The organism is Hartmannibacter diazotrophicus, from assembly GCF_900231165.1.
Taxonomy (GTDB): domain Bacteria; phylum Pseudomonadota; class Alphaproteobacteria; order Rhizobiales; family Pleomorphomonadaceae; genus Hartmannibacter; species Hartmannibacter diazotrophicus.
This window is the reverse complement of sequence record NZ_LT960614.1, coordinates 2,581,711-2,594,387: the sequence shown is the minus strand read 5'-3', so window position 1 is coordinate 2,594,387 and position 12,677 is coordinate 2,581,711. Positions and strand designations below refer to the sequence as shown.

At 62.6% G+C, this 12,677-nt stretch carries 10 protein-coding genes; 5 read left to right on the top strand and 5 right to left on the bottom strand.

The features are described 5' to 3' along the window. Positions 1-151: 151 nt before the first annotated feature. Both HDIA_RS12155 and HDIA_RS12150 read left to right on the top strand, forming a co-directional pair. Positions 152-1,441 (top strand): O-acetylhomoserine aminocarboxypropyltransferase, encoded by a 1,290-nt coding sequence (locus HDIA_RS12155; RefSeq protein WP_099556409.1) that lies wholly within the window; start codon positions 152-154, stop codon positions 1,439-1,441. Positions 1,442-1,960: 519 nt separating this feature from the next. Next, positions 1,961-3,952 (top strand): methyl-accepting chemotaxis protein, encoded by a 1,992-nt coding sequence (locus tag HDIA_RS12150; RefSeq protein WP_099556408.1) that lies wholly within the window; start codon positions 1,961-1,963, stop codon positions 3,950-3,952. 70 nt (positions 3,953-4,022) lie between these two features. Here the strand turns inward: HDIA_RS12150 and HDIA_RS12145 are convergent, their stop codons facing one another. The 5 genes from HDIA_RS12145 to HDIA_RS12130 all read right to left on the bottom strand — a co-directional run bounded on the left by HDIA_RS12145 (position 4,023) and on the right by HDIA_RS12130 (position 7,691). After that, on the bottom strand, positions 4,023-4,568 hold the full coding sequence (locus tag HDIA_RS12145; protein ID WP_099556407.1) for a BA14K family protein: 546 nt from the start codon (positions 4,566-4,568) through the stop codon (positions 4,023-4,025). A gap of 327 nt (positions 4,569-4,895) precedes the next feature. Beyond that, positions 4,896-5,429: a BA14K family protein gene (locus tag HDIA_RS12140; protein WP_245884253.1), complete on the bottom strand. Its 534-nt coding sequence runs from the start codon at positions 5,427-5,429 to the stop codon at positions 4,896-4,898. A 142-nt stretch (positions 5,430-5,571) separates the two neighbouring features. Then, the gene (locus HDIA_RS12135) at positions 5,572-6,021 is read right to left on the bottom strand and encodes a DNA polymerase III subunit chi (RefSeq protein WP_099556406.1); all 450 of its coding nucleotides are present in this window, start codon (positions 6,019-6,021) and stop codon (positions 5,572-5,574) included. A gap of 6 nt (positions 6,022-6,027) precedes the next feature. Beyond that, positions 6,028-6,195 (bottom strand): hypothetical protein, encoded by a 168-nt coding sequence (locus HDIA_RS25340; protein ID WP_157775547.1) that lies wholly within the window; start codon positions 6,193-6,195, stop codon positions 6,028-6,030. Then, positions 6,195-7,691 (bottom strand): leucyl aminopeptidase, encoded by a 1,497-nt coding sequence (locus HDIA_RS12130; RefSeq protein ID WP_099556405.1) that lies wholly within the window; start codon positions 7,689-7,691, stop codon positions 6,195-6,197. Before HDIA_RS12130 ends, HDIA_RS25340 begins: the two co-directional genes overlap by 1 nt. 239 nt (positions 7,692-7,930) lie before the next feature. On the opposite strand from HDIA_RS12130, the gene HDIA_RS12125 reads away from it, so the two are divergent. From HDIA_RS12125 to HDIA_RS12115, 3 genes are read left to right on the top strand one after another with little or no spacing between them, the layout of a single operon-like run. Beyond that, entirely contained in the window at positions 7,931-9,109 is a 1,179-nt protein-coding gene (locus HDIA_RS12125) for an LptF/LptG family permease (RefSeq protein WP_099556404.1), read from the top strand. Next, complete coding sequence (gene lptG, locus HDIA_RS12120; RefSeq protein ID WP_099556403.1) at positions 9,106-10,200, top strand: LPS export ABC transporter permease LptG; 1,095 nt, start codon at positions 9,106-9,108, stop codon at positions 10,198-10,200. Before HDIA_RS12125 ends, lptG begins: the two co-directional genes overlap by 4 nt. Beyond that, a complete protein-coding gene (locus HDIA_RS12115) occupies positions 10,197-12,575 on the top strand; it encodes an LPS-assembly protein LptD (protein ID WP_099556402.1) in 2,379 nt (792 codons plus the stop codon). Before lptG ends, HDIA_RS12115 begins: the two co-directional genes overlap by 4 nt. Positions 12,576-12,677: the final 102 nt, after the last annotated feature.

Here is a 12,677-nt window from a genome sequence, read left to right as displayed (position 1 = left end):
ACCGGCGCCCCACTTCGCGGCCGATGAAACCGCGGGCAAGCTGACATTCTCCCGGATCGATGACCGGACCAACGATCAGCACACCCGGCGGCTTGTCATGGGCCGAGAAGCCATCCCCAGCAATAACAAACGTCTTTGGGAGAAATAGACGATGACAGGTGAACAAGGTCCCGGTTTTTCCACGCTTGCGGTCCATGCGGGGGCTCAGCCCGATCCGGCGACGGGTGCGCGCGCGACGCCGATCTATCAGACGACCTCCTTCGTCTTCGACGACGTCGATCACGCCGCCTCGCTGTTCGGCCTGCAGGCCTTCGGCAACATCTACACGCGCATCACGAACCCGACGACGGCGGTGCTGGAAGAGCGCATCGCGGCGCTGGAAGGCGGCACGGCCGCGGTTGCCGCCGCGTCCGGCCATGCGGCCCAGCTTCTGATCTTCCACACGCTGCTGAAGCCCGGCGACGAGTTCATCGCCTCCAGGAAGCTCTATGGCGGCTCGATCAACCAGTTCAATCATTCGTTCAAGAGCTTCGGCTGGGACGTGGTCTGGGCCGATCCCGACGATATCGCCTCCTTCGAGGCGGCGGTGACGCCGCGCACCAAGGCGATCTTCATCGAGAGCCTGGCCAATCCCGGCGGTGTCGTGACGGACATCGAGGCGATCGCCAAGGTGGCCAAGCGCGCCGGCGTGCCGCTGATCGTCGACAACACGCTTGCGACGCCCTATCTCTGCCGGCCGTTCGAACATGGCGCCGACATCGTCGTTCATTCGATGACGAAGTTCCTCGGTGGCCACGGCAATTCCATGGGCGGTGCCATCGTCGACGGCGGCAATTTCGACTGGTCGCGCGAGGGGCGCTATCCGATGCTGTCCGAGCCGCGGCCGGAATATGGTGGCATGGTCCTGCACGAGACCTTCGGTAACTTTGCCTTCGCCATTGCGGCGCGGGTTCTGGGCCTGCGCGATCTCGGTCCAGCCATCTCGCCGATGAATGCCTTCCTGATCCTCACCGGCATCGAGACCCTGCCCCTGCGCATGCAGCGCCACAGCGACAACGCCATGGCGGTTGCCGAATGGCTCTCCGGCCACGACAAGGTTGCCTGGGTCTCCTATGCGGGCCTTGCCGGCGATCGCTATCATCAGCTTCAGCAGAAATACATGCCCAAGGGCGCCGGCGCGGTCATGACCTTCGGTCTCAAGGGCGGCTATGACGCGGGTGTTTCCGTGGTCAGCAACGTCGAGCTGTTCTCGCATCTTGCCAACATCGGCGACACGCGCTCGCTGATCATCCACCCCGCCTCGACGACGCACCGCCAGCTTGCCGATGCGCAGAAGATCGCGGCCGGCGCGGGACCTGATGTGGTGCGGCTTTCGGTCGGAATCGAGGACGCCGAGGACATCATCGCCGATCTCGATCAGGCGCTTGCCAAGACGGCGTAAGCCACCAGACGCAGGATTGCCCGTTCCGGCATCGCCGGGACGGGCTTCTTTACGGTGCGGGACGCCAAAATCTGAAAATTTTCAAATAGTCGTAGTGATACTTACTGTCTAATTTCATTTAAATGCCATGCACCGGAGACGTGTTTGCGTCGTGCTGCCTGGGCTTCGCCGAATACTCTCTTTTCCTGATCCGTGAGCGCGTCGTGCCAACGAGCCCTGCGCATCAATTCGGCTATGCAATTGTTCGGTCATTGAGTTTCACGAATTCTATCCCGAGGGCTCCGTCCGGGTGAGAGAGGGCAAGGGCAAAGCGTACTGTCTCGTGGTTTGGATTGTATACAACCAGAATGATGTTCAATCTAAAGATTTAGTCCGAGAAACAATTTAAAAACTATCCTTCTGTTCTTGTCATATCCTTTAGTACAGGCCTGTTTTTAAAGCCTTGTAAGGAACTCTGGCTCACCATCCCGGCAGCGACCGCGTCCTTTAAACGGATCAAGCGGAACCGGGGAGCAAATAATGACAATATCCCGCAAGCTGGCAATAATCGTTGCTCTGTTTCTCTTGCCGATTTTTCTCTTTGCCTCGCTCTTCATCGCGCAGAGCATGAAAGACATCCGGTTTGGAGAGCAGGAGGTTGCCGGTGCGAACTATCTTGCGGCCGTCTGGCCGACGGTGACGGGAATTGCCGAGCTGGCCGAAGACCAGAAAGGCACCTTGGACATGTCGCGCGCCGAGATGGCTGCGGCGACGTTCGATGAGGAATTGGGCAGCGCCGGGCAATCGTCCGCATTGATGAAGTCCATCAATGCCATGGAGTTCGATGGCGTTGGCCGGACACCGAGCATGAACGAAGCCATGGCGGCGGCGCGGGCGCTTTTCGCCAAGGTCGGCGACGCGTCCAATCTCATCCTCGATCCGGATCTCGACAGCTTCTATGTCATGGATATCGATCTGGTGAAGATGCCGGAGTTGATCGACAGCGCTTCCGAGCTCTTTGACAACGCTGTCAGGTCTGGAGCCAATGACGCTTCCGAACTGGACCGCCATATCAGGCTGGCCATGCAGGAGGCGCGGGTGCGGACCGTGCTCGACGGCTTGCATGCATCGATGTCCTCCGCCTTGTCCGCCAACGCTGACGGCAGCCTCAAGGCCTCGCTTGACCAGCCACTCGCCCACCTTTCTCAGGCTGCCGACGCCTTTGTCGAAGCCGCTGTTGCAGCCGGAAAGACAATTGCTGCCTCGGCGGACGAGCGGGTCGCGCTCGATGCAAGGGTCAAGACCGCCCATGATGCGCTGACCGATTCAGCGAATGTGTTCTTCGCCATCTCGAACGGCGAACTCATCCGCCTCCTGGAGGCGCGTATTTCCGGATTTCAATCGCGTCTCCTGGAGATGACGCTTTTCGCCGGCCTTGTGACGCTTGGTGCCCTCGCCTTCTCGGTCTTCATGAGCCGCTCGCTGTCGCGGGCTCTGGGCCGGAGCGTTGCGGCGATGAGCGACCTTGCCAGCGGCAAACTCGATGTCGAGATCACCGGCGATGACCGGCGCGATGAGGTCGGGCAGATCGCCAAGGCGCTGAGGGTGTTCAAGGAGAATGCGCTCGAACGGCAGCAGCTGCAGGACATGCATGACCAGCAGGAGCGCCGCAGCGCGGACGAGAAGAAGGCGATGATGGCCGGCCTTGCCGATGGGCTGCGCCAATCCGTCGGGTCGATCCTGAAAAACGTGACCGAGGCCGCCGATGGGCTCAAGTCCTCGGCCACGGTGATGAGCGCTTCCGCCGAGGAAACGTCCCGGCAGGCCTCGGTTGTCGTGGCGGCCTCGGAATCGACCTCGTCGTCGGTTCAGGCCGTCGCGGGCGCGGCCGAGGAGCTTTCCTATTCGGTGCAGCAGATCGGCGATCAGGTCCGCCGGTCCGTAGCCAAGGCCGGTGAAGCCGTTGCCGAGGCCAACTCGACCGTCGCTAAGGTCAATTCGCTCTCGGATGCCTCGCAGAGGGTCGGCGCGATCGTCGGTCTCATTCAGGAGATAGCCGAGCAGACCAATCTCCTTGCGCTCAACGCCACGATCGAGGCGGCGCGCGCCGGAGAAGCCGGCAAAGGGTTCGCCGTCGTGGCGTCCGAGGTCAAGGGACTTGCCTCGCAGACCGCCAAGGCGACAACGGAAATCCGCCAGCAGATCATGGACATCCAGAACGCGACGGAAGAGTCCGCGACGGCCATCAACTCCATTGCGGACGCTATCGAGGAACTGAACCGGATCGCCGCGGCAATCTCCACCGGCGTCGATCAGCAAGCCGTTGCAACGGATGAAATCTCCAGCAGCATGCAGACGGTGGCGCGGAACTCCAATCAGGTTTCCGAAAACATCAACGGCGTGAATGTTGCGGCCGAGCAGTCGTCAACCGCGGCCCATCAGGTTTCGGGGCTCGCTGGCAGCCTGACGTCGCAGGCCCATGCATTGAATGGGGAAGTTTCGCGTTTCCTGGATACGCTGAAAGCCGCCTGAGGCGGCCAAAGGCAGGATCATGACGAAGAGGGCTCGGGCCATCAGGTCCGAGCCCTCTTCATCTTCGTTCTTACTGGCAGAAATGCCTCAGGCCGTCATAGCCCATGTAGGTGCCCGATCGCGCGTCAAAGGTGCGATAGCGCGCGCTGCAGTAGTCGTACCAGCCATCCGAATAGGGCTCATAGCCCCCGGCCTGACCCACGACTTCGACATTCTGATAGACGGGGCCGGTGGAATAGATGCGCGGCGGGGGCTGATAGCGGACCACCGGCGGCTCATAAGGCGCGACAGGCGTCGTGTAGATGACGCGCGGCGGAGGCGGCGGGGCCAGCGTGGCCCCCAAGAGCGCGCCGGCGACGACGCCCAGAGCACCGGCCGCCAGAGCGTCCCGCGACCGGTTGCGATCGCGATCCCGGTGGTAGAACTCGCGGCGCGGCGGCGGTCCCCAACCCCGGTCACCATAGTGATGATGGCGGTATCCGTCGGCGTATGCGGTGCTGGCGGTCAGCGGCGCCGTACCGAGGGTGAAGGTTGTCGCGGCGACACAGGCGAGTGTCGCGGCGGTTACTGTGCGGCGCAGTCTCGATGTCGAATGCGCGGTTTTCTCAAGAGTCATTGGTCTGCCTCCTGTTCCGAACCGGGGTCGTCATCCGGAACTGTCCGTCACGCTAGATGGTTCCGTCTGAACCGAAGCTGAACCAACCATGGCATCATTGCGACCATGGCCGGGAACCCGGATATGTGCTGTTTCTGACCATATGATCGCGGCGGAATTCAGTGGCCAGAGGCGGCGAAAATAGGGCCATTTCTGGTTGGAGAGGGACCCTGCCCCCTGCCCGTCGGCGACGTTTCCGTGCCCAATTCGTCACCCCAGCCTCACGCCGCTCTTGGGTGCGTGAGACCGCATGGGCCGGCCAGGCTTTCCGGCCCACGGTGAGGCGGATTATTGGCAGTAGTGACGCTGGCCGTCATTGCCCATGTAGGTGCCGGTCCTTGGATCGAATGTCTGGTAGCGGCTGGAGCAGTAGCTGTACCAGCTCGGTGAATAGGCCCTGTTGCCGCCGGCGTCCCGTCCGATCGTGTTGGTCCCGCTGGAAACGGGCGGTCGGTAGAACTGCCGGGGCGGCGGGCGATACCGAATGACCGGTTGGTTGTCATCCCCTCCGGTGCTGGGAAAGATGACTTTCGGCGTCGGCAATGCCGGGGCTGACGGGGCGATCGAGTCGCCGGGAGCTGGTCCGGTAGGAATGGAGAACGCCCCACCCCTCAGCAAATCCCGGGTCAGCGCCGGGCCATGGTGCGCTTCGAAGCCGCCGACCGGCGGATTGGTCTCGCCGATTCCACCCGCAACGGCCGTGCCGATGACCATCGGAGCGGCGAGCGCCATCGACCCGACGAGGACAAGGCCGGCTGTGGCCATCCGGTTGAGAATGCGGAAAAATCCCGCTTTCGGATCGGTTGTTCGCTCGTCGGTCATTTTTTGGCTCTTGCCGCCCATGGGCATTGGTTGCTCGGTGTCGGTCTGCAAACCGCCACAGCGTAGATGTGGGTAGATCTCGCCCGGAAAAGAATGCCTGCGGTCCGGAATTGTGTCGGCGGGTGACGCTGGAACCGGCCAATCACGCCTTTTTGTCCCAGCCGCCGCCCTCGTTCTGCTGCCAGTAGGTCAGTTCGTGCCCGGCCGTCTTCTGGGCCTTCCACTGCTCGCGCGCCTCGGCGACGGCATCGGGATCATGGCCGTCGAAAATGAAGACGGCCCGCAGATACGGTGAAAGATCGGGGGGAACGGCCCGGTCGACGAGGATACGGACGTTGGCGCCGTTCGGATTGTCGGTGCCTTCGGTGAGGATCGCCGGCTGCTCGGCGTCGTGGTCGCCGCCGGCCATGCCGTGAGGCAGGAAACTGTCGTCGGCAAAGGTCCACAGCTGGCTGTCGAGGAATTCGAGCCGCTCGCGCGATCCGCCCTGGATCACGACGCGCCAGTCCCGGTCCAGCGAGCGCTGAACCAGCACGGGCAGGACGGCCTCAAGCGGCTGACGTTCCAGATGGAAGAAGAGGACCTCGGCCATGGATGGCTACCAACCGATCATCAGGTCGGCCAGGATGGCAAGGACGAAGAGGCCAGTGGTGCCAGCCACGAATTCACCCATGGTCGGCCCCCTGCCCCGAATGAACCTGGTGGCGGCAACCGTGAGGGCCGCCGCCACGAGGAGAACGAACGCGATCTTGATCGCGACCCGCATCACTTTTCGTAGTGGTCCGCAACGAGGCGGTTCAGCAGGCGAACGCCGAAACCGTTGCCCCAGGAGCGGTTGGTCTCGGTGTCGGCCGAGGCCATGGCCGTGCCGGCAACGTCCAGATGGGCCCAGGCGGTTTCGCCGACGAAGCGCTTCAGGAACTGCGCCGCCGTGATGGCGCCGCCGTAGCGTCCGCCAGTGTTCTTCATGTCGGCGAAGCGGCTGTCGATCAGCTTGTCGTAGTCCGGGCCGAGCGGCAGGCGCCAGAGCTTTTCGCCGGTCGTCTGGCCGGCGTCATAAAGGCGGGTCGCGAGTTCGTCGTCATTGGAGAAGAGACCGGCATGCTGGGTGCCGAGCGCCACCATGCAGGCGCCGGTGAGCGTTGCAAGATTCACCATGAAGGCCGGCTTGAACGTCTCTTTCGTGTACCAGAGCGCGTCCGCCAGCACGAGGCGGCCCTCGGCGTCGGTGTTGATCACTTCGATGGTCTGGCCCGACATGGAGGTCAGGATGTCGCCCGGCCGATAGGCGTTGCCGTCCGGCATGTTCTCGACGAGGCCGATAACGCCAACGGCATTGATCTTGGCCTTGCGTCCGGCGAGTGCACGCATCAGGCCGACGACGGCGGCCGAGCCGCCCATGTCGCCCTTCATGTCTTCCATGCCGGCCGCGGGCTTGATGGAGATGCCGCCGGTATCGAAGACGACGCCCTTGCCGACGAAGGCGACCGGCGTTTCCTTGGCCTTGCCGCCGTTCCAGCGCATCACTGCCAGACGGGCGGGACGAACGGAGCCTTGTGCGACGCCAAGAAGAGCGCCCATGCCGAGCTTTTTCATGTCCTTGTCAGTCAGGATCTCGACCTCAAGGCCGAATTCGGTCAACCCCTCGCAGATCTTGGCATATTCGACCGGGCCGAGGACATTCGGAGCCTCGTTCACGAGGTCGCGGGCCAGCATGACGCCGGCTGCGATCTCTTCATTATCGGCAAAGGCCTTGCGCGCCTTGGAGTGCCCCTCGGTCGCGATTGAGACCGTCATCTTCGGCGGCTTTTCGTCCTTCTTGACGGTCTTGTGCTTCGACCACTCATAGGCGCGCAGCCTGAGACCCATCGCGAATTCGGCGACGAGCACCGGATCGGCTTCGCTGCCATCCACCTTGTCGAACAGGACCGTGATCGTCTCGGCCTTGATGTCCTTGAGCTTGCCCATCACCGAGCCGCCGAGCTTCAGGGCGGCGTCCGCTCCGAATTCCTCAGCCTTGCCGGTGCCTGCAAGAATGACGCGCGACAGGGCAAGGCCAGCCGGTGCGACCACATCCAGGAGCGACTGCGACTTGCCCTTGAAATCGGCAACATCCATGGCCCGCTGCAGGGAGCCGCCGGAAAGGTCGAACAGTTCTTTCGCCTGCGGTCCGAGCGCACCGTCCTCGCCCACCAGGACGACGGCGATGCCGCTGTCCGGCAGACCTGCCTTGACGATTGAAATGTTCGGGGAATTCGACATGGTGGATTCCTTAATCCTTATCGTTCAAATTGTTTCTATCGGTTCTTTGCCTGGATCGGCTTTCGGCGCACAGTCGGTGCCATGAAGGTCGTCCGTTCCGTGCCCGGCAAATGGCACGGCGCAAAGTGGCGCTTTAGCCGACGCTTCGCAAGTCCATCTTGCGGTGGGTTCGGGAAAGGACAATAAGGGCAGCCCCGATCCGCATCTCTCGCGGATCGCCCGTGGATGCGGAATACGGAATGCGGCGTATCAGCGTTTATCTCTTTGCAAGAACGGCGATCGCGAGTGTTTCGATTCTGGCGGTCCTGACCGCGATCATCTGGGTCACGCAGGCCCTGCGACGTTTCGACCTTGTCACGGCCAAGGGACAGGCGCTGCTGTCCTACCTCAGCATGACGCTCCTGGCCGTTCCCTTTCTCATCTCCATCGCCGCCCCATTCGCGTTGGCGATCGGGATGATCGTGGTGCTCAACAGCGCCCATGCCGACAGCGAACTCGTCGCCATGAACGCTGCGGGGGCCTCGCACCGGCAGATTCTGAGGCCGTTCCTTCTGCTCGCCGTGCTGACCGGCCTGCTCGTCACCTTCATCGCCGCCTGGGGCGCGCCGAAGAGCCTGCAGCTGCTTCGCGACTACACGACCGCCGTGCGCGCCGATGTCCTGACCAACATCGCCCAACCGGGCCGCTTCATGGAGGTGGACGAGAATTTCGTCTTCCATATCCGCAACCGCGCTCCGGACGGCTCCGTGGAAGGCCTTTTCATCTACGATTCGCGACGGCCGGACATCACCTTCACCTACACCGCCGAGCGGGGCCGTTTTGTCGAGGCGCTGGGCAAGACGCTGATGGTGATGGAAAACGGCACCATCGAGCGGATCAAGCACCCCGGCGAAGCAAGCACCTTCGTTGCCTTCGGGTCCTATGCGTTCGATCTTTCCTCGCTGCAGCCGGAGGGGGGCGAGGTCAGCTACAAGGTCAACGAGCTGACCATCGATCAGCTGCTGGCGCTCACGCCCGACGACCCGCTGATGAAGTCGAACGCCGACGAGGTGGCCTCGGAAATACATTCGCGCCTTGCCTCATTCTTCTATCCGATGGCCATGGTCCTGGCGGTCTTCTTCTTCCTCGGATTTCCCATGACGACGCGTGACGGGCGCGTGATGACGATTACCCTGGCACTGCTTTTTGCAACCATCGTGCGTCTTCTCGGGTTCGCGGCGTCCGGTGTCGCCTCGAACGACATCCGCCTGCTGCCCCTCGTCTATGCGGTGCCGATCGTGCTGCTTGTCGGGCTTGGCGCCATCGTCGCGCTGAGGACGAAGTCCTTCACGTTCGGCTCTCTGGAGGGGGCCATTGCCGATGGTGTGGCTCGCTTCTTCCCCGGCAAGGCGTCATCCGGCGGGGGCATGCAGCCATGATCGGCCGGACGCTCTTCCGCTATATCGGGTTTCTGTTCCTCAAGTGGATCCTCGGTCTCCTGGTGGGGGCGGTGCTGCTCGCCTTCCTCATCGATCTGCTCGAACTCCTGAGGTCGACGGCCGACAGGCCGGATTTCGAGCCTTTGACCGTCCTTGCCGTCTCCGCGCTGCGCGTGCCGCTCATTGCCGAAGACATCCTGCCCTTCGCGGTTCTGCTCGGCTCGATGGCTGCCCTTCTCAACCTGTCGCGTCGCTCGGAGCTTGCGGTCAGCAGGGCGGCGGGGCTGTCAGTCTGGCAGTTCACGGCCCCCGGCCTCGTCGTTGCGATTGTCATCGGGATTATCGCGACGACGCTCTACAACCCGCTGGCGACACGGCTCAAGGCCGACTCGGACCGTCTCGCCTCGAGCGGGGTGGCGGGCCGTGCCGTGGCGCTCCTCAGCGATTCCTCCAGCGCCACCTGGCTGCGCCAGCATACGGACGAAGGCGATGCGGTGATCAAGGTCGCCGGAATAGCCGATGGCGGCCGCATCCTGCTCGATCCCATTTTCTGGGAGTTCGACAAGACGGGGCGACTTGCGCGGCGGATCGAGGCCTCGGGCGCGACGCTCGGAACGAAGCTCTTCAGGCTGTCGGACGCCCGCATCTTCGAACCCAATGCCGAACCGCAGACGAAGTCCACGATGGTCGTGCCCACGACGCTCACGCCAGAGCAGGTGAATCAGCGCCTTGCCGCGCCGAATTCGGTGTCGTTCTGGGCGTTGCCTGAAATGGCCCGGCAGGCCGTGAATGCGGGTCTGCCAACGTCCCGGTTCGAGTTGCAGTTCGACGTTCTTCTGCTTCGCCCTGCCCTCTTGGCCGCCATGACGCTTATTGCGGCAACGGTATCTCTGGGGATGAGCCGGCGAGGCAACGTCGGGCGGATGATTCTCGGTGGCGTCACGGCCGGCTTCATGCTTTATGTGCTCACGGAAGTCTTTGGCGATCTTGGCAGTGAGGGCCTGGTGAATCCGTTGATAGCCGCTATTGCCCCCGCCTTTATCGCGTTGTCGCTGGGGTCTACGGTGCTTTTGTTCAGGGAGGATGGATGAGTCCCGCCATCTCCCTTCTGAAAAAGAAGTGGCTCGGCTCTGTCCGAATGCCATCGCACATCCGTGCCCGCAGGCTGCCGGCGAAGGCGGTCTCCGCTGTTGTCCTCGCGCTGTCGCTGATGGTCGGCGCGGGCGTTGCCACGACGTCCGCCGCGCCGGACACATCCAGCGACAGCCAGCTTGATTCCCAGCGCATGCTGCTGGAATCGGACACGCTGATCTACGATCTGGACGATCAGAAGGTGACGGCCGTCGGTTCCGTCGCCATCTATTATGCAAACCATGTGGTGACCGCGGACAAGGTCGAGGTGGACCGCCGCGCAAAGACCGTCACCGCCATCGGCAACGTGATCCTGACGGATCCGAGCGGCAACGTGGTGCGGTCCGATCATGTGCAGCTATCCGACGATCTCAGCGAAGGTTTGATCCAGCAACTCGAGTTGCGCACGGCCGAGGGCGCCGCCTTCCGTGCAAGCCGGGTCGTTCGGACGGTCAACGACAGGACGGAATTCGACGACGGCGTCTACGAGGCCTGCGTCGACTGCGACGGCATCCCCGGCAAGAAGCCGCTTTGGACGATCAAGGCGCGCAAGGTCATCCACAAGCAGGCGGACAAGACGGTCACCCTGCAAGATGCGACCTTCGAGTTCGCGGGCATGCCGATAGCCTGGTTGCCTCGGCTGACGCAGCCGGACCCGACGGTGCGGCGCAAGACCGGCTTCCTGATCCCGACACCCGTCTACAAGGAGACGCTCGGTGCCGGAATCACGGTTCCGTATTTCTGGGCGCTCGCGCCGAATATGGATTTCACCTTCCGTCCGGCCGTCTATTCCAAGCAGGGTTTCCTTGCCGATGTCGAATGGCGGCATCGCGTCGACAACGGCAAATATACCGTGCGCCTTGCGGGCATCGATCAGGCGAGCCCCGGAGCCTTCTCCGGCAGTTCCGGCGATACGGACTGGCGCGGCGCGATCTTCTCGACGGGCGATTTCAAGATCAACAAGCAATGGTCGTGGGGCTGGGACGTGGCGGTCGCGTCCGATCGCGCTTTCCTCCACGACTACGATCTGCCCAAGGCCAGCAATGACGCGGCCATCTCGGATATCTACCTGACGGGCATTGGTGACCGGAACTATTTCGACGCCCGCTTCTACGGCATTTTCGTGCAGCAGGAGGACGATCCGACCACCGGCCTGCCGCAGGACGTGGACCTGCAGGAAAAGCAGCCCTTCGTCCATCCGGTCGTCGACTATTCGGGAATTCTCGAGCAGCCCGTCTTCGGCGGTCAGCTTTCCTATGACACCAATTTCACGAGCCTGACGCGCGAGAAGGACGACATCTTCTCGTTCAACGGCGGTCTCAATCAGCGTTTCAGGGGCGTCGGCGGCACATTCTCGCGCTTGTCGGTCGATACGCTGTGGAAGCGGCAGGTGACCGATTCCCTTGGCCAGGTCTTCACGCCGTTCGTCGGCCTCAATGCCGATGCCTTCTTCCTGAACACTTGGTCGAGCAGCACCGCCGGACTTTCGGACGATCAGGTCATCGGGCGGGTCATGCCGATGGTGGGGCTGGAGTATCGCTTCCCCTTCCTCGTCACGAGCCCCTCCACCTCGAGCGTGATTTCGCCGGTGGCGCAGCTGATTGCCAGACCGAACGAAATGTCGGTCGGCGACGTTCCCAACGAGGATGCGCAGAGCCTTGTCTTCGACGAGACGTCGCTCTTCGACATCAACAAGTTCTCGGGCTTCGACCGGACCGAAGGCGGCACACGGCTTAACGTCGGCTTCACGCAGACGACCGATTTCGCCTGGGGCGGATCGCTGTCCTCGGTCATCGGCCAATCGTTCCAGATCGCGGGCCAGAACTCCTATGCGGTCAACAACATCTATGAAACGGGTTCCGACTCGGGCCTGGAATCGGATGCGTCCGACTATGTCGCGGGCCTGACGCTCGACACCGCCCAGGGACTGCTCTTCGGGGCCAGGGCCCGCTTCGATCATTCCTCCTTCGAGGTTGCCCGCGCCGAGGCACAGGTGGTTGGCCTCGCCGGGCCTTTGACGACATCCCTCACCTATGCCTTCCTCGATGCCCAGCCGGATCTCGGCGTCGACAAGCGGTCGGAAATCCAGGGTGCCGCCAATCTGCAGTTGACGCGGAACTGGCGCATGTTCGGGACGGCCCGGTTCGACATCATCAACGACGATTTCGTCAGGACTGGCATCGGTTTCGGCTATGACGAGGAATCCTTCTCCGCGTCGGTGGCCTATACGGAAGACAGAACGGATTCGACCGACGGGACAAACCGGACGATTTTCTTCCGTCTCGGGTTCAAGACTCTCGGGGATGTCTCGACGAGTGCCGACCTGCAAAATTGATCGAGCCGCGACGGCACGAACAATCTTTTGCCAAACGTCGCCTATACTTGTTAAGAATGTCGGGGAACGAGATTACCGAACCGATCGGGCCGCGCTTCGACG